This window comes from Synechococcus sp. CC9605, assembly GCF_000012625.1.
Lineage (GTDB): Bacteria > Cyanobacteriota > Cyanobacteriia > PCC-6307 > Cyanobiaceae > Parasynechococcus.
Window position 1 is genome coordinate 36,902 of the sequence record NC_007516.1, and the last position, 15,653, is coordinate 52,554.

Consider the following 15,653-nt stretch of genomic DNA (forward strand, 5'->3'; position numbering starts at 1 on the left):
GAATCTTGATCTCAATGCTTGCGCGCTGATCTGAGTTCACTAAGGTAATTGTTTGTGGGGGCCTGTTGGTGCCGTCAAAACCCACAATGACCTGTTGCTTGGATCTCTCTCCGGCAGGACTGGTCCGGGTGGTCAGCCCGTTTGATGCGGTAACCCAGTCCCAGTTGCGTCGGATCAAGCCCAGGGGGCGTTGGATCGGCCCCGGCCATGGCTGGGATTTCCCCTTGGCCGCAGCCGGTGCACTTCAGCAGACCCTCGGGCGTCGTTTTCCTGTCACCGCTGCTTTGCAGCAGTGGCTTGATTGGTGCCAGCACCCCCTGCCACCGCTGCCGCCGCATCGGACCCTTGTAGCCGCAGCAGATCTTGACGAAGCCCTGCAGGATGGTCGCCGACCTCTGCGCCATCAACGCTCCGGGGTCCGTTGGCTTTTGGCCCGTCGCGGCGCCGTTCTGGCCGATGAGATGGGGCTGGGGAAGACCCTCACAGCCCTCTTGGCGGCCCGTGCCCTGATGCGCTGCGCTGAGGTGCGGTTGCTGGTGGTGGCTCCCGTCGGCCTCCACCCTCACTGGCGCCGGGAATCAGAGGCCCTTGGCGTTGAGCTGGAGTTGGTCAGCTGGGCTCGCCTGCCCGACACCCTGCCGCCTGCGGGAACGCTACTGGTGGTGGATGAGGCGCATTACGCCCAGTCGCTTCAGGCGCAGCGCACGGCTGCCTTGCTGCGTCTGGCCCGTCATCCCCGCCTACGGGCGATCTGGATGCTTACGGGAACCCCAATGAAGAACGGTCGCCCGTCCCAGTTGTATCCCCTGCTTGCGGCCATGGACCATCCGATTGCGCGGGATCAACGCCAGTTCGAGGAGCGCTACTGCCAGGGGCACTGGCGGGAGGGTCGAACCGGCAAACGCTGGCAGGCTTCCGGGGCGAGTCAGCTGGAGGAGCTGCGGCGCTTGAGTCGACCGTTGATCCTGCATCGCCGCAAGCAGCAGGTGGTGGATCTTCCTCCCAAGCAGCGACGTCTACACCCCGTGATGCTGTCGGAGGCTGAGCTCACAGGTTTCGACCATCGTGTCGAGCTGGTGCTGGATGACTACCGGCGTCGGGCCCGTCTCGGAGAGGTGCGACGGGATGCTGAGCACCTGGCTCTGCTCACCTCCATGCGTCAGATCGCTGCGGAATTCAAATTGCCGGCGGCCCAGCAGCTGGTGGAGTCACTCCGCCGGCAAGGCGAGGCGGTGGTGCTGTTCAGTGGCTTTGTTGCCCCGTTGCACTTGTTGCAGCAAACCCTCGGCGGCGAGTTGTTAACCGGTCGCCAGCGCCCAGCTGAACGTCAGGAGAGTGTGGATCGGTTTCAGCAGGGTCAGAACGATTGTCTGTTGGCCACCTTCGGCACCGGTGCCCTTGGCTTCACCCTGCACCGGGCCCGTCATGTGGTGTTGCTGGAACGCCCCTGGACGCCAGGCGACCTCGACCAAGCTGAAGATCGCTGTCATCGTCTTGGCATGGGGGACGGTCTGACCTGTCATTGGCTGCAGCTCGGCGCAGCGGATCAGCTGGTGGATGGTTTGTTGGCGAGCAAGGCGGAACGGATCGAGGTGTTGCTGGGCCCCCGGCGCTTCTCGCTGCAACGTCAGTCACTCTCCGCCATGGTGGGGGATTGTTTGCAGGTGCTCTGACGAACCTGGAGTTCGTGCTGCAGCATCGGGTCGACGGGTTGTTTCGACTGCTTCAGCAACGAAAGTGCCACCTCGACGTCCTCACAGGCTTTGGCTTGATCGCCGCGCAGGGTCAAGACAAGGGCTCGGTCGCGGTGCAGATCGGCCTGATTCGGCGTCTGCTCGATGGCCTCATCGCAGCTTTCAACCAGCAGCTCCAGGTCACGCATCCGGAAGTCGCCGAGGCAACTGGAGACGAGTGGCGTTGATGTGTTGGTAGTTGTCGGGGACTGCTTGCTTTGGCAGCCAGCCATCAACACGGCACCCAGGAGAGTTAGCCCCAGAAGCTTTGGCGTCTCAGTAGCTGTAACGCGTGGTGTCGTCAGTGCTTTCGATGGTGCTTTCGGAGATGGTTGAGGACTTTCCAAGGGTGGCAGCTGTGGCTGGTTGGGTGTTTCCGCCGAACAGATCACCAAGGAACTGGCCACAGTCGGGGAAATTGCCGGGGTCGTTGACGACGGCTTCCGTAATCATCACCGAGGCATGTTCCGGGGATGTTTTGAACATGCTCCTGCCCTGGCGCTTGATCACGGCGTAGGCGGCATTCCAGCTCACCTTGTGGTTGTTGCCGCTGGATCGCAAATAGCAATAGATCTTGGCTCCCTTGTCTTCAGTGGGTTCGGCCGCTTGCAGGGCTGGCGTAACGCTGCTGAAAGCGCCGATCAGGGCCGCGGCGGAGAGAACCAGCGATGACCTGATGGGACCCATGACGTCAGTTGTGGAGTGGCCCCCAAGGTATCGATCAGCTTCCGGCTGTCGAGGGCACGATCAGTCGTACCACCAACGGCAGCACCAGCAGCACGGTGATCAGCCGCACGGCATGGAGGGCGGCCACCGCGGCACCAACACCGAATTCGGCACCGACAAGGCTCATGCCACTGATGCCTCCTGGGGCAGCACCAAGCAAGGCCACGATGGGATCGATGCCGAGCAGTCGGCTGGTCCAGAGGCCGACGACGAGTCCTGTCAGTACCAGGGCCAGGGTGATCAGAACCGCAGGCTTCCAGAGAACTTGCAGTTGTTCCAAGGATGCTCGCGTCAGGCCGGTTCCGATCACAGTCCCAATGCCGATCTCAAGAACCGTGCGCGTTCCCTGTGGCCAGGTGGCTGGTTCCAACTGGCCACTCATGCTGACGATGCCAGCACCCAAGAGAGCTCCAGCCAGAGGTGCGGCGGGGATGCCGCTGAACAGAGCCAGCAGTCCGATGGCGGTTCCCGCCAACAGGTAGAGCGCCAGCGTTGCCAAGGAAGGCATCTGTCTCGATTGCGTCATGTCTGCTTGATCTTGAGACAGCGGCGCTCCTGTGTTGTTATCAGCGCAACCACCAGCTTTTCGGTGATGACGTCCTCCGTGTCCTTTCGGATCACCCGCACTGCGGAAGATCTCGCGCAAACCATCACGGCTCTATCGCAGCGCTTGGTGAAACTGGAACAGCGTCAGGAAGCGCTTGAGCTCCAACTGCGCCAGCAGCAGAAGGATCTGAATGCTGTCCCCAACGAAGAGATCACCACCCTGGAGGGTGTTGAAGCTCTGTTGCGGGAAACGCGTGAGCTTTTGGACAGCACAGCTCCGATCACAGAGCCTGAAATGGCTGAAGACTCCTCTCAGCACGATTCCTGGGGTCAGGAGGCCGAAACGGAAGCGAGCTGCGATGTCGCGTAGGGGTGGCGCGCGGTGCCAAAATAAAAAGAAAGGTAACTATGGCGATCACCATCCCTGCCTCCAATGCATGTGCTTCTCGCACCCTGCATGGCATGACCATCTGGACCCGGTCAGGTTTCCTTGAAGGGGGGCATCAGCTCGAGAAGCTGGAGTTTGCGCTTGCTCTTGCTGAAGCCAAAGGCGATCAACGCCGCTGCTCTCAGTTGCGGGACCGGATTGCCGATCTGGGGGGCAACGCTGAAGAACCAGGAACCTGACCTGACTTCAAGCAATCGAACGGTTGTTGTTCAGCAGCTCCGAGTTTCGCGTCTGAGATGGTCTAAATATCAATTAGAGCTATTGTTTTGTTGAGAAAGGGATTCGAACGTTGGCCTTGACGCTTACGACAACAAAACAATCTGAGACGGCCGCTCAACATCGTCAGGATTATGAAACTGCAGCCCAAGCTTTATTTGCAAGTGCTCGTCAATGTGCAGAGGATGGCCGAATCAATGAAGCGGGTTCGTTGATCTTGCAGGCCTTGGGCCACGAGCGACGTGCTGGGTCTGCCAGACCTCAGGTTCTTCAGCTCGTCAAGTCTCGTTCTTGATGAAAACCTGAAATTTTCCAAGCGGGTGACCGGATTTGAACCGGCGACGTTCAGCTTGGGAAGCTGACATTCTACCACTGAATTACACCCGCAAAGGGGCGAGATCGCTCTCGCCACCTGTGTTTTAACCCAGAGCAGCCGAGGCTGCAGCGACACCTGCTCCCATGCTGCCTTTGTGCAGGCCGAGGGACTGAAGGGTGGCTTCAATCGCAGCGACTGCGGTCAGAACATCCCGGTCGCAGACATAGCCGAGATGGCCGATACGGAACACCTGCCCTTTCAGATGGTCTTGTCCTCCAGCCAGAAGAATGTCGAATTTCTCCTTCACGGCCTTGCGTAACTGTTCGGCGTCGATGCCTTCGGGAGCCACCGCGGTGATGGCCGGGCTGCCGTAACCCTCGGCGGCAAACAGAGGCAGGGCCATGGCCTTCATACCTGCCTGGGCGGCGGCGCGATGGCGGGCATGGCGGGCAAAAATCGCCTCCAGGCCTTCCTTCTGCATCATGTCCAGAGCAGCTTCCAGGCCGAAGTAGAGGTTCACTGCCGGTGTGAAGGGGTTGCTGTCCTTCGCCGCTGTTTTCCGGTAGGGGCCCAGATCCAGATAAAACTTGGGCAGATCGGAGCGCTCGTAGGCCTCCCAGGCCCGTGCGCTCATGGCCACAAAACTGAGGCCCGGCGGGAGCATGTAGCCCTTTTGTGCGCCTGAAGCCACCACATCCAGTCCCCAGGCGTCCATGGGCACGTTGGTGGCACCCAGGCTGGTGACGCAGTCCGCCAGGGTCAGCGCCGTGCCGTGGGTCTTCACGTGACGGGCAATGCTCTCCAGGTCATTGATCACCCCTGTCGAGGTTTCCGAGTGGGTAAGGATCACGGCCTTGATCGCTTTGGCGCTGTCGGCTTCCAATGCTGAGCGGAAGGCCTCCGGATCGAGGGGTTGGCCCCACTCCGCCTTGATCACCTCAACATCCAGTCCGTAGGCGCGGGCGACCTTGACCCAACGTTCGCCGAATTTGCCGTTGTCACCGCAGAGCACCTTCTCGCCGCGGCTGAGGGTGTTGATGATTCCCGCCTCCATGGCGGCGGTACCGCTGCCGGTGATCACCAGGACGTCGCTCGTCGTCTGGTGCAACCACTTGAGCTGTTCGGTGGTGCGCCGCACGATGGCCTGGAACTCCCCGCTGCGGTGGCCAATGGGGTGACGACCCATGGCCTTCAGTACCGTTTCCGGCACCGGGGTGGGGCCCGGAATCATCAGGGTGAGCTTGTCCTGCATGGCGCGGGGGATGCCAATCGGCGACTCTAGAAAACAGCTTGTCCGGTTCCATCGCCCCCTCCAGCCCTGGATTGACCCTGCCGGTGTGGGTGGCGGCGGCGGCGAAGGCAGCCCTGCAGGTGTTGCTTGATGAGCCGTTCAACGCTGAGCAGCAGTTGAATCAGGGATCGGATCGACCCTCTTTGCAGGTCCCGGTTTGTTCGGCAGCCCCCTTATCCGATGGCCAGGCTCTGGGGATCAGTCGCTGTGATCCAGGGCCAGGACTTGATCTGACGCGCGATCTTGAGGTCTGGGTGCGGGTGGCCTGGATCGCTACACCCCAGCCGGTGCTTGAGCTGCAGCCCGGAGAAGGTGTGGGCCGGCTCGGTCCCGAGGGAGACATCTGTCTCTCCGGTTTCGCCCGTGAGCTGCTGGAGCGCAATCTGCTTCCCCTGCTGCCTGCCGGTCGGGGCTTGATGGTGCAGCCAATTCTTCCGCGGGGCCGCTCCCTGGCCCAACGCACCAGTAATGCCGCCTTCGGCGTCGTGGATGGTTTGGCCTTGATTGGCACCCAGGCGGAGGTGCAGCGCAGCGCAGCGCCGGATCAGCTGCAGGAGGTGCTTGCCGAGCTGGAGGCACGCGCTGCGGATCCAGCGTTTCAGGGACGCCTCGTTCTGGTGATCGGTGAGAACGGCTTGGACCTGGCCCGTCAGCAAGGTTTGGGGCCTGTGCTCAAGGTGGGGAACTGGGTCGGACCGGTGCTGGTGGCCGCGGCGGAGGCTGGTGTCCGTGACCTGCTGCTGCTCGGTTACCACGGCAAATTGATCAAGTTGGCCGGCGGCATCTTTCACACCCATCACCACCTGGCCGATGGCCGTTTGGAGGTGCTGGTGGCGCTGGGGCTGGATGCCGGCCTGTCGACGGCTGAATTGCTGCAATGTCGCGGCGCTGCCTCAGTTGAGGAAGCCTTTCAGGCGCTGGATCCTGATCAAGCCAGGGCCCTCGGGCAGCATCTGGCGGCGATCGTGGAGCAGCGCAGCCATTCCTATTTGGCCCGCTACGGCGCCTGGTCGATGCGGATTGGTGCTGCCCTGTTCGACCGGAGCCGCACCCTGCGCTGGTGGGGACCTGAGGCGGAGAAGCGCTTCTTTACATTGAGGGATTGACGCTCGTCTGCGAGCGGTACCTCCCAGGATCGATGTCCCAGCCCTCGTCCGACACTCAGCGTCAGCCGGCCATCGTCATTCTTGATTTCGGCTCCCAGTATTCGGAACTGATTGCCCGACGGGTGCGCGAGACCGAGGTGTTTTCGGTGGTGCTCGGTTACAGCACTTCGGCGGAGGAGCTGCGACGCATGGCTCCGAAGGGAATCATCCTCAGCGGTGGCCCCAGCTCCGTGTATGCCGAACATGCGCCGCTCTGCGATCCCGGCATCTGGGATCTGGGCATTCCCGTGCTGGGGGTTTGCTACGGGATGCAGTTGATGGTGCAGCAGCTTGGTGGCGTTGTGGAAGCCGCCACGGGCAAGGCCGAATACGGCAAGGCGCCCCTGGAAGTGGATGACCCAACGGACCTGCTCACCAACGTCGACAACGGCTCGACGATGTGGATGAGCCATGGCGACTCGGTGAAGGCCCTCCCCGAGGGGTTTGTGCGCTTGGCCCACACCGCCAACACCCCGGAAGCGGCGGTGGCGCACCTGCAACGCAAGCTCTACGGCGTGCAGTTTCACCCCGAGGTGGTGCATTCCACCTGCGGCATGGCCCTGATCCGCAATTTCGTGTATCACGTTTGCGGTTGTGACCCGGATTGGACCACCGCGGCATTCATCGATGAAGCCGTTGCCCTGGTTCGGGAGCAGGTGGGCGACAAACGCGTCCTGCTGGCCCTCTCCGGCGGTGTGGATTCATCCACTCTCGCCTTTCTGCTGAAAAAGGCGATCGGTGATCAGCTCACCTGCATGTTCATCGATCAGGGCTTCATGCGGAAGGGCGAGCCTGAGTTCCTGATGGACTTCTTCGATCGGAAGTTCAACATCCATGTGGAGTACATCAATGCGCGCCAGCGGTTCATCGGCAAGCTGGAGGGCATCACCGATCCGGAGGAGAAGCGCAAGATCATCGGCACCGAGTTCATCAGGGTGTTCGAAGAGGAGAGCAAGCGCCTCGGACCCTTTGATTACCTGGCCCAGGGAACGCTTTACCCCGATGTGATCGAAAGTGCCGGCACCAACGTTGATCCGAAGACGGGTGAACGGGTTGCCGTGAAGATCAAGAGCCACCACAACGTGGGCGGCCTGCCCAAGGATCTTCAGTTCAAGCTGGTGGAGCCCCTTCGCAAGCTGTTCAAGGACGAAGTGCGCAAGGTGGGCCGCAGCCTCGGTCTGCCCGAGGAAATTGTGCGCCGCCATCCCTTCCCGGGGCCTGGTCTAGCCATACGGATCCTGGGTGAAGTCACCGACGAAAAGCTGGATTGTCTGCGTGATGCCGACTTGATCGTTCGCCAGGAAATCAAGGAGGCAGGGCTGTATCACGACATCTGGCAGGCCTTTGCAGTGCTGCTGCCGGTGCGTTCCGTTGGGGTGATGGGCGACAAGCGCACCTATGCTTGGCCGATCGTGCTGCGCTGTGTGTCCAGTGAGGACGGGATGACCGCCGATTGGTCCCGCCTCCCCTACGACCTGATGGAGACCATCTCCAATCGGATCGTGAATGAGGTGAAGGGGGTGAACCGGGTGGTGCTCGACATCACCAGCAAGCCTCCCGGCACGATTGAGTGGGAATAGTTAGCTTCAAACTATGAATAGAGGTAAAATAGGTTATTATTAATAATAGATTACTTGTCCTGCCGAAAAGCTGTGGAAAGTTGTTTTCCTTCTGATCAGTTTTCCGCTTCTGCTTACAGAGCCAGTAGCGCTGATCTCGAAAGTTTTTCGGACGAAGAATTAATTAAGCATTATGATAGTTACGGGAAAAAAGAAAACAGAGTTTCAACTTCTATCTCCAGTAAGAGAGATTTTTTGAGTCTTCTGCAGGGCAAAAAAAATCTGCTTGAAATCGGCGTATTTGATAATCCAACTCTCGATTTTATTGCTGATTCCGAAGAATCAGTTGTGATACATTACGCTGATTTTTTGAGTCGCGATGAATTAATTGCTAGAGCAAGTGATGTAGGAAGAAATCCCCAGAATGTTCCCGAAATTAAATGGATTCTGTCTGATGGTTATGATCAGATAGATGTTCTGTACGATGCAGTAGTTTCGCATCACTGTGTCGAGCATCAGCCCGATTTGATTGCTCATTTACTTAAAATAACATCCATTTTGAGTCCTGGTGGTTGGTATTTCTTTTCGGTGCCACACAAATATCGTTGTTTTGACTTCTTTATATCAGAGTCAACGATAGTTGACGTAATTGCCGCATATTATTTGAAGTATGAAAAGCCGTCTTTTAAGTCTATTCTTGAGCACCGTGTCTTTACCTCGCATACTTATCAGGATGGGGTAAATCCTTTTGATTCCCTGCAGCCTTCCATGAGAAAGCGGATCGAATCGGCTTTTGATGAATTTTCTAGTAATGAATATGTTGATGTTCACTGTTGGCAGTTCACTCCAGAAAGCATGAGAAAGATTTTAAGTCAGCTGGCCGCTTTCGATTTCATTCCAAACATCAATGAATTGAAGGTATACCCTAACTTTGACGAGTTTTATGTCGCGATTTCTTTTGAATAAATCAGCTTTTTTAGAGTTTCGTAACAGAATTGTCGCTGATTCTGTTGGAGCTTAAGTCTTAAATTTGTGCTTTTGTAGACGATTTAAAGCTGCCTTTAAAGGGCTCTAAGTTGTGTTCCGGGTGTCATTATTAAGGCTTAGGAATTTTCCTTGCTTTGCATATTTTTTGTATTCGGTGTTAACACTTCGCTTCGGTGCATAGTGCAATAGGGGCTTATCGATTTTTTTGGAGTAAGGGGGTGTTGGCTTTGTTGAAAGGTATTCCATGTTTGGGTGGGATTAGTCTCAAATCCAGGCTGATCCACGGCTGGCGACGGCCCCGCATCACCGATACCTTGGGCCACCGGCCTTTGGGATATGACGGCGACACAACAGCAGGATTTTCAGCTGCAGCGCCGGTTGCAGCAGGACAGCATTCAGCTGCGTGGACGCACGATCTATCTGAACCCCTTTCTTTACTGGCGGCGGTTCGACAGCAACACCGATCGCTGGCTGCGGGAGCCCGGTCAGCTGACGGAGGATCAGATCACGGCCAATCGCAGCCGGTTTTACCCCGAACTTGACTGGGGCCAGCTGGATGATCACGCCACCGCTGTCCACGATGGCGCTGTGGAGATGTTCCTTAAGAGTCTGGAGCTGATCAGCACCTTCCATCCCGAGCTGGGCTCCGGGCAGATGCTCGAGGTGGAACGCAAGATGACGATCACCAAGAAGCGGGCCTTTGAGCGTTGGGTGGACAAGGCCATGCGTCGGCGTCAGCGGGATGAATCCCGTGAGCATCGGCGCTTTGAGCGCAGCCGCTTCTGGCGTGCCTGGCGCGAGTGGATCCTGCTGGACACCACCCAGAAAGCCCTGGTGCCTGTGGTGATGCTGATGGTGCTCAGCGGGGTGATGGGCTGGTCCCTGGCGGCTGACCGTTCCGCTTGTCCGACATTGGCGCTTCCTTCAGGACAGACTGGGGTCCGTTGATTTGGCCCAATGGCCGCTGATTCCAACTCGGATAATCCGCTTGACCAGTTGCGTCTGTCCCTGATGCAAGACGTGCTCCCTGTGGGGCTGGCCGTGCTGGAGCGGGCCCGGAAGGGGGGGCCTGGAAAGGTGGTGGAGGTGTTCACGGCGGGGTCGGAGGACCCCATTGCAGACCTACGCCAGGAAGGTGAGCCGGTGGCCCGTGACGTGCGGGAACAGCTGGATGCTGTGAGCCCTGGGCTGGGCAATCCGGTGATGCCGGTTTCGGTCTCCGTGGATGAACCAACAGTGGTTCAACAGGACGGCCCCGACGACCTGCTGCCGACCCTGCGGCGGATTGAAGAACGCCTCGAGGAGTTGCGCCGCCGTTTGCCAGCGCAGCAGCAGGAATGACCCGTTCCGCCCAGCAGCGTCAGACCGGTCTGCGTCAGCAACCCCTTGTGCTGCTGCTGCTGGTTTTGCTGTTCTGCAGCGCCATGGTCAGTCGCCTGGTGTGGATGCAGCTGCTGGAGGGATCGCGTTTTCGCGAACTGGCGGACGAAAACCGCATTCGTCTGGTGCCCCGCTCGCCGATCCGCGGTCGATTGCTTGATCGCAAAGGCCGGGTGCTGGCCACCAGCAAACTCACTTACTCCCTCTACCTTGAGCCGCGTCTGGTCAGCGATGACGACTGGCCTGGTCTGCGTGATCGCTTGGCGCGGCTGCTGAATTTGAAGCCTGATCTGCTCGACCAGCGCCGGCAGAAGGGCCTGGATCGGGATGGTTACCGCACCACGTTGGCCCTCGATCTCAAGCCGGAACAGGTGCTGCGCTTCCGTGAACAGGCTCTCGGGCTGCGGGGCGCCCAGGTGGATGTCGACATTCTGCGGTCCTATCCCAACGGAACCCTAGCGGCTCATGCCCTCGGCTATACCCAGCCGATCACGGAAAACGAATTCGAGATCCTGGCGGAAAAGGGCTACAAGATCCGAGACCGCATTGGTCGCACCGGTGTTGAAGCGGCCTACGAGGGCCATTTGCGCGGGAAGTGGGGTGGTCAGATGCTCGAGGTGAATGCCATGGGCGAAGTGCAGCGCAACCTGGGCGATCGACCGTCTCAAGCAGGAAAGGATCTGGTACTTACCCTCGATCTGGATTTGCAGCGGGTGGCGGAGCAGGCGCTGGCCGACAAGCCAGGTGGCGCTGTTGTGGCTCTCGAGGCCGCAACAGGTGCGGTCCTGGCCCTCGCCAGTCGTCCCAGCTTTGATCCGAATTTTTTCTCCAAGCTGATCACCACCCAGAAGGAGTACGACGCCCTCTTCTCCAATCCGAAAAAACCGTTGCTGTCCCGGGCCATGAATCCCTATGACCCCGGCAGCACCTGGAAGCCAGTGACGGCGATGGCGGGCATGGAATCCGGCAAATTTCCGCCCGACACCAAGCTGCACACCAAGGCTTGCATCACCTACGGCGGCCACTGCTTCCCGGACCACAACGGCAAGGGTTTCGGCACCATCGGTTATGTCGATGCCCTGCGCCACTCGAGCAACACGTTCTTCTATCAGGTGGGCGTCGGGGTTGGATCCCTGGCGTTGAAGCAGGCTGCTGATCAGCTTGGGTTTCAGCAGAAAACTGGCATTGAGATCGGCTGGGAAGAGAGTGTCGGGCTGGTGGGAGATGAGCCCTGGGCCGATCGTGGCCGGGGTTGGGCGGAGCCCGGCACGGTGCCCTGGATCCCTGAGGACATGGCCAGTGCTTCCATCGGTCAGTCCGTTGTGCAGATCACCCCCCTGCAGTTGGCCCGTGCTTATGCGGTGTTCGCTAATGGCGGTTGGTTGGTGACGCCGCATCTCGCCGCTGGTGACATCGACTGGATGAGTCCGGAGCACCGCACCAAGGTGGCGATTCAGCCGTCGACGTTGCAGACGATCCGGGAGGGCCTTCGCAAGGTGGTTGAGGCAGGTACCGGTGCCGGCCTCAATGGTCCTGGTATTCGACCGGCGGCGGGCAAAACCGGAACGGCAGAAGACAGCACGGGAGGGCCTGACCATGCCTGGTTCGGCTGCTATGCCCCCTATCCCGACGGCAAGATCGTGGTGGTGGCCTTTGCCCAGAACACCCCTGGAGGTGGGTCGGTCCACGCTTTGCCGATGGCCAAGAAAGTGCTGACGGAGTGGGAGCGGACCTGGCAGCGCTAGGCGGCCGTGAGTTGAGGCGCTGACAGCACCGTGCGGTAGTAGGTCCGCAGTTGTTCGGTGGCACCTGCCCAGCCCCAGCGCTCGGCTTCGGCACGGGCAGCACTGCGCAGGGCCTGACGTTCCAGGTCGTTGCCCAGCAGGCGGCGGGTGGCTTCGATCAGGCTCGCGGCCCCGCCGTCGGCGCCGTCCGGTTCATAGAGGCAGCCGTTGACGCCATCGGTGATGATGTCGGGAATGCCGCCACGGTTGGCCCCGACCACGGGACAACCGGCCGCCATGGCTTCCAGCAGCACCAGCCCCAGCGTCTCCGTGCTGGAGGGGAAGAGGAAGGCATCGCCGCTTGCGTAGGCCCCTGCCAGGTCTTGTCCGGCGAGATAACCGACGAAGGTGGTGGCTGTCCCTTCGAAATGCTTCTCCAGTTGTTGGCGGTGTGGACCATCGCCCACCAGGGCCAGCCTTGCATCGGGAAGGCCCTCTAGCACAGGGCGGATCCGTTCGATCTGCTTCTCTGCGGAGAGGCGGCCCACATAGAGCAGCAGCGCACCGCGGTCGTCACGCCCGCCGAGAAGCCGCTGGCGCAACTTCGCGCTGCGCAGCTCGGGACGGAACAACTCCGTGTCCACACCCCGCTGCCACAGATCAGTGTGCTGAATGCCTTTGTCGCTGAGTTCCTTCACCATGGCGGTGGAGGTGCACAGATTCAGCAGGGCCTGGTTGTGGGCGGCCTTGAGCATCTCCCACAGGAGTGGCTCCAGCATTCCCAAACCGTAGTGCTCGAGGTACTTCGGCAGGTGGGTGTGATAACTCGCGACCAGAGGGATGCCCTTATTCTTCGCGAGCCAGATGCCGCCGAGACCCAGCACCGCCGGGTTTACAACGTGGATCAGATCGGGTTGAAACGCATCGATCGCGTCGGACACCGCCGGGCGAGGTAAGGCCAGTTTGAGCTCGGGATAGAGCGGCAGCGGCATTGCCGGCACGCCGATTAGGCGTGCCCCCATGTACTCCTCCGGACAGCCTTCCGGGCAGAAGACCACCACCTCATCGCCGGCGTCCACCAGATGCTTCACCGTCTTGGTCAGACGGGTGACGATGCCATCGACCTTCGGCAGGAAGGTTTCGGTGAAGAAGGCGACTTTCAAGGATGAAGCTCGATCAGGACGCGGTGCCGATGGCCTGGGCCTGGGTATTGGTCCAGGCGGAGGTGCAGAGGATGCGGTTGCGGTCGCAACGGTCCGCGTAGCGGGTGGCAATCTCCAACACTTCCTTCAGCAGGCCGTCATCGAGGGTTGTGGGGTTGAGGCCCAGCTCGATGAAGCAGCGGTTGTCCACGATCAGATCGTTCTCCACCGCTTCATTGCGGGGATTCGGCAAGTTATTGACCTGAGCGCCGGTGAGGGCGGCCACCTTCTTGGCCAGTTCGCCAACTTGATGGCTTTCGGTCATCTGGTTGAAAATCTTTACCCGCTCCCCTTGTTCCGGAGGGTTTTCCAGCGCCAGCTGAACGCAGCGCACGGAATCGCGGATGTGGATGAAGGCCCGGGTCTGGCCCCCGGTTCCATGAACGGTAAGCGGGTAGCCGATGGCGGCTTGCATCAGGAAGCGGTTCAGCACCGTGCCGTAATCGCCGTCGTAATCGAAGCGATTTGTGAGCCGCGGGTCACGGTCGGTTGCATCGGTGTTGGTTCCCCAGACGATGCCCTGGTGCAGGTCGGTGATGCGGACCTTGTCGTTTTTGTTGTAGTAGAGGAAGAGCAGCTGGTCGAGCGTCTTGGTCATGTGATAGACGCTGCCTGGGCTTGCCGGGTGGAGGATTTCCTCTTCGAAGCGGCTGCCGTCGGGCTGGGGCACTTCCACCTTGAGATATCCCTCGGGGATGGTGGCGCCGCGGTGGGAGCCATAGCCGTAGACGCCCATGGTGCCCAGATGCACCACGTGGATGTCTTGACCGCTTTCAACGATGGCGGCCAGCAGATTGTGGGTGCCGTTGACGTTGTTATCGACGGTGTAGCGCTTGGTGGCGCTGCTCTTCATCGAATAGGGGGCGGCCCGCTGTTCAGCGAAGTGGACCACGGAATCCGGGCGCTCCTCGTGAAGCAGATCCAGCAACCGCTGGTACTCATGGGCGATGTCCATGTGGACAAACCTCATCGGCTTGCCCCCGGTCTCCTCCCAGGCTTTGAGGCGCTCACCGATGCTCACGATCGGCGTCAGCGACTCAACTTCAAGGTCGATGTCGATCTTGCGACGGCTGAGGTTGTCCACGATCAGAACATCGTGGCCCTGATCCGCCAGGTTCACCGCACAGGGCCAGCCGCAGAAGCCGTCACCGCCGAGAACGAGAACTTTCACCCCAAACTCCTGCTGGAACGAGCGTGATGCTCAATCCTGGCAAGCTACTACAGGGATTTTCAGTGCGAACCGTCTCAGCTGATGGCGACGGTCACCGCCACCATCGCGGCCACGATCAATCCACCGCTGACCAGCATCATCATTGAGCTGCGGTTGCGGCTCTGACTGGTGTTGACGTCCATCACCTCCATGCGTGGCTCCTTGGCGAAGGCGTTGAGACGACCGCCGTCTTCCGTGGTCACCGACATGGGTCCAATGCGACTGGTCGGACCTTATGGGTCCAAATGCTCATTGCCTGCCTTTGTGAAGCAGGCTTCACCTCACTTCACGTCTCTTCACTTCATTGGGGTGACTGCACCAGGCCCGTGGTCGGTGAACTGGCAGAGGCCTGATCCCTCCGCGGCAAGCGCCCGGAGAGGTGGGCGGTCCGCCCGGCCATCACCGCCTGGCTCATGGCCGAGGCCATGGCGGCGGGGTCGCCCGCCAGGGCGATGGCGCTGTTGACCAGCACGGCATCGGCGCCCATTTCGAGGGCCTGTGCCGCCTCGCTTGGAACACCAATGCCGGCGTCCACCACCACCGGCACCCCGGCGTTCTCGATGATCAAGCCGATGTTGGCGGCATTGTTGAGCCCCTGGCCCGAGCCGATCGGAGAGCCCAGAGGCATCACCGTGGCGCATCCCACCTCCTCCAGCCGTTTGGCAAGCAAAGGGTCGGCATTGATGTAAGGCAGCACCGTGAAGCCTTCTTTCACCAGTTGTTCTGCAGCGTTCAAGGTGCCAATCGGATCGGGCAGAAGATGCCGGGCGTCAGGAATCACTTCCAGCTTTACGAAAGTGTTGTCCTCCTGTCCCGCCAGCTTGGCGAGCTCCCGTCCAAGCCTGGCGACACGGACAGCTTCCTCCGCATTGGTGCAGCCCGCGGTGTTGGGCAGCATCCAGATCCGTTGCCAATCAATGGCTTCCATCAGGCCCTCGTGGCCTGCAGCCACGGTCTGCACCCGGCGCACAGCCACTGTGACCATGTCGCAGCCGGATCGCTCAATGCTCTGCTGCATCGATGTCATGGATGGATATTTGCCGGTGCCCGTGAACAGACGGCTGTTGAACTGACGCCCGCCAATGGTTAGGGGGTCGGAGTTGGGGGAGGGCGAATCCATGACGCGTCTGAGCAAAAGGGCCTAGCGTTTCTTCATCATCCATCGTCTTC

The 15,653-nt window shown here is 60.1% G+C and carries 17 protein-coding genes and 1 tRNA gene; 9 read left to right on the plus strand and 9 right to left on the minus strand.

The window, feature by feature from the left end:
- Nucleotides 1-86: 86 nt before the first annotated feature.
- Nucleotides 87-1,673 (plus strand): DEAD/DEAH box helicase, encoded by a 1,587-nt coding sequence (locus SYNCC9605_RS00195; protein ID WP_083757037.1) that lies wholly within the window; start codon nt 87-89, stop codon nt 1,671-1,673.
- On the opposite strand, the gene SYNCC9605_RS13520 is transcribed toward SYNCC9605_RS00195, so the two are convergent.
- The 3 genes from SYNCC9605_RS13520 to SYNCC9605_RS00210 are packed head-to-tail and all read right to left on the minus strand — an operon-like array spanning nt 1,628 to nt 2,985.
- A complete protein-coding gene (locus tag SYNCC9605_RS13520; protein ID WP_011363080.1) occupies nt 1,628-1,966 on the minus strand; it encodes a hypothetical protein in 339 nt (112 codons plus the stop codon). The genes SYNCC9605_RS00195 and SYNCC9605_RS13520 overlap by 46 nt on opposite strands.
- Nucleotides 1,967-2,009: 43 nt before the next feature.
- The gene (locus SYNCC9605_RS00205) at nt 2,010-2,420 is read right to left on the minus strand and encodes a DUF6554 family protein (RefSeq protein WP_011363081.1); all 411 of its coding nucleotides are present in this window, start codon (nt 2,418-2,420) and stop codon (nt 2,010-2,012) included.
- 34 nt (nt 2,421-2,454) lie between these two features.
- Nucleotides 2,455-2,985 carry an AbrB family transcriptional regulator gene (locus tag SYNCC9605_RS00210; RefSeq protein WP_011363082.1) on the minus strand — a complete coding sequence of 177 codons (531 nt, stop codon included), beginning with the start codon at nt 2,983-2,985 and terminating at the stop codon, nt 2,455-2,457.
- Nucleotides 2,986-3,051: 66 nt separating this feature from the next.
- Here SYNCC9605_RS00210 and SYNCC9605_RS00215 point away from each other — a divergent pair, with 66 nt between their 5' ends.
- A complete protein-coding gene (locus tag SYNCC9605_RS00215) occupies nt 3,052-3,375 on the plus strand; it encodes a hypothetical protein (RefSeq protein ID WP_041434305.1) in 324 nt (107 codons plus the stop codon).
- Between the two features lie 38 nt (nt 3,376-3,413).
- Nucleotides 3,414-3,632, plus strand: coding sequence for a hypothetical protein (locus SYNCC9605_RS00220; RefSeq protein WP_011363083.1), 219 nt, complete (start codon nt 3,414-3,416; stop codon nt 3,630-3,632).
- 352 nt (nt 3,633-3,984) lie between these two features.
- Here SYNCC9605_RS00220 and SYNCC9605_RS00225 read toward each other — a convergent pair.
- Nucleotides 3,985-4,056 (minus strand) — tRNA-Gly (locus tag SYNCC9605_RS00225).
- A gap of 32 nt (nt 4,057-4,088) precedes the next feature.
- Nucleotides 4,089-5,237: a pyridoxal-phosphate-dependent aminotransferase family protein gene (locus tag SYNCC9605_RS00230; RefSeq protein ID WP_011363085.1), complete on the minus strand. Its 1,149-nt coding sequence runs from the start codon at nt 5,235-5,237 to the stop codon at nt 4,089-4,091.
- Nucleotides 5,238-5,275: 38 nt separating this feature from the next.
- Here SYNCC9605_RS00230 and cbiD point away from each other — a divergent pair, with 38 nt between their 5' ends.
- From cbiD to mrdA, 6 genes are all read left to right on the plus strand, one after another.
- Nucleotides 5,276-6,382, plus strand: a complete 1,107-nt coding sequence (cbiD, locus tag SYNCC9605_RS00235) for a cobalt-precorrin-5B (C(1))-methyltransferase CbiD (RefSeq protein ID WP_011363086.1) — start codon at nt 5,276-5,278, stop codon at nt 6,380-6,382.
- Nucleotides 6,383-6,414: 32 nt separating this feature from the next.
- Entirely contained in the window at nt 6,415-8,001 is a 1,587-nt protein-coding gene (guaA, locus tag SYNCC9605_RS00240; protein ID WP_011363087.1) for a glutamine-hydrolyzing GMP synthase, read from the plus strand.
- A 54-nt stretch (nt 8,002-8,055) separates the two neighbouring features.
- The gene (locus SYNCC9605_RS00245) at nt 8,056-8,946 is read left to right on the plus strand and encodes a class I SAM-dependent methyltransferase (protein ID WP_011363088.1); all 891 of its coding nucleotides are present in this window, start codon (nt 8,056-8,058) and stop codon (nt 8,944-8,946) included.
- A gap of 357 nt (nt 8,947-9,303) precedes the next feature.
- Complete coding sequence (locus SYNCC9605_RS00250; protein ID WP_011363089.1) at nt 9,304-9,915, plus strand: hypothetical protein; 612 nt, start codon at nt 9,304-9,306, stop codon at nt 9,913-9,915.
- A gap of 9 nt (nt 9,916-9,924) precedes the next feature.
- Nucleotides 9,925-10,308 carry a hypothetical protein gene (locus tag SYNCC9605_RS00255; protein WP_011363090.1) on the plus strand — a complete coding sequence of 128 codons (384 nt, stop codon included), beginning with the start codon at nt 9,925-9,927 and terminating at the stop codon, nt 10,306-10,308.
- On the plus strand, nt 10,305-12,092 hold the full coding sequence (gene mrdA / locus SYNCC9605_RS00260; protein ID WP_011363091.1) for a penicillin-binding protein 2: 1,788 nt from the start codon (nt 10,305-10,307) through the stop codon (nt 12,090-12,092). The genes SYNCC9605_RS00255 and mrdA overlap by 4 nt, the downstream gene beginning before the upstream one ends.
- On the opposite strand, the gene SYNCC9605_RS00265 is transcribed toward mrdA, so the two are convergent.
- The 4 genes from SYNCC9605_RS00265 to SYNCC9605_RS00280 form a co-directional block, all read right to left on the minus strand.
- Nucleotides 12,089-13,234 (minus strand): glycosyltransferase family 4 protein, encoded by a 1,146-nt coding sequence (locus SYNCC9605_RS00265; protein ID WP_011363092.1) that lies wholly within the window; start codon nt 13,232-13,234, stop codon nt 12,089-12,091. The two genes, mrdA and SYNCC9605_RS00265, sit on opposite strands and share 4 nt — an antisense overlap.
- Before the next feature lie 13 nt (nt 13,235-13,247).
- Nucleotides 13,248-14,444, minus strand: coding sequence for an NAD-dependent epimerase/dehydratase family protein (locus SYNCC9605_RS00270; protein ID WP_011363093.1), 1,197 nt, complete (start codon nt 14,442-14,444; stop codon nt 13,248-13,250).
- A 74-nt stretch (nt 14,445-14,518) separates the two neighbouring features.
- Nucleotides 14,519-14,692, minus strand: coding sequence for a photosystem II assembly protein Psb34 (gene psb34, locus SYNCC9605_RS00275; protein ID WP_011363094.1), 174 nt, complete (start codon nt 14,690-14,692; stop codon nt 14,519-14,521).
- A gap of 92 nt (nt 14,693-14,784) precedes the next feature.
- Nucleotides 14,785-15,603 carry a thiazole synthase gene (locus SYNCC9605_RS00280; RefSeq protein WP_011363095.1) on the minus strand — a complete coding sequence of 273 codons (819 nt, stop codon included), beginning with the start codon at nt 15,601-15,603 and terminating at the stop codon, nt 14,785-14,787.
- Between the last annotated feature and the right edge of the window lie 50 nt (nt 15,604-15,653).

What these genes read in the sequence shown, in the direction of transcription:
- SYNCC9605_RS00195 (WP_083757037.1), top strand. Translation starts at nt 87, where the DNA reads ATGACCTGTTGCTTGGATCTCTCTCCGGCAGGACTGGTCCGGGTGGTC.
- SYNCC9605_RS13520 (WP_011363080.1), bottom strand. Translation starts at nt 1,966, where the DNA reads ATGGCTGGCTGCCAAAGCAAGCAGTCCCCGACAACTACCAACACATCA.
- SYNCC9605_RS00205 (WP_011363081.1), bottom strand. Translation starts at nt 2,420, where the DNA reads ATGGGTCCCATCAGGTCATCGCTGGTTCTCTCCGCCGCGGCCCTGATC.
- SYNCC9605_RS00210 (WP_011363082.1), bottom strand. Translation starts at nt 2,985, where the DNA reads ATGACGCAATCGAGACAGATGCCTTCCTTGGCAACGCTGGCGCTCTAC.
- SYNCC9605_RS00215 (WP_041434305.1), top strand. Translation starts at nt 3,052, where the DNA reads ATGACGTCCTCCGTGTCCTTTCGGATCACCCGCACTGCGGAAGATCTC.
- SYNCC9605_RS00220 (WP_011363083.1), top strand. Translation starts at nt 3,414, where the DNA reads ATGGCGATCACCATCCCTGCCTCCAATGCATGTGCTTCTCGCACCCTG.
- SYNCC9605_RS00230 (WP_011363085.1), bottom strand. Translation starts at nt 5,237, where the DNA reads ATGCAGGACAAGCTCACCCTGATGATTCCGGGCCCCACCCCGGTGCCG.
- guaA (WP_011363087.1), top strand. Translation starts at nt 6,415, where the DNA reads ATGTCCCAGCCCTCGTCCGACACTCAGCGTCAGCCGGCCATCGTCATT.
- SYNCC9605_RS00250 (WP_011363089.1), top strand. Translation starts at nt 9,304, where the DNA reads ATGACGGCGACACAACAGCAGGATTTTCAGCTGCAGCGCCGGTTGCAG.
- SYNCC9605_RS00255 (WP_011363090.1), top strand. Translation starts at nt 9,925, where the DNA reads ATGGCCGCTGATTCCAACTCGGATAATCCGCTTGACCAGTTGCGTCTG.
- mrdA (WP_011363091.1), top strand. Translation starts at nt 10,305, where the DNA reads ATGACCCGTTCCGCCCAGCAGCGTCAGACCGGTCTGCGTCAGCAACCC.
- psb34 (WP_011363094.1), bottom strand. Translation starts at nt 14,692, where the DNA reads ATGTCGGTGACCACGGAAGACGGCGGTCGTCTCAACGCCTTCGCCAAG.
- SYNCC9605_RS00280 (WP_011363095.1), bottom strand. Translation starts at nt 15,603, where the DNA reads ATGGATTCGCCCTCCCCCAACTCCGACCCCCTAACCATTGGCGGGCGT.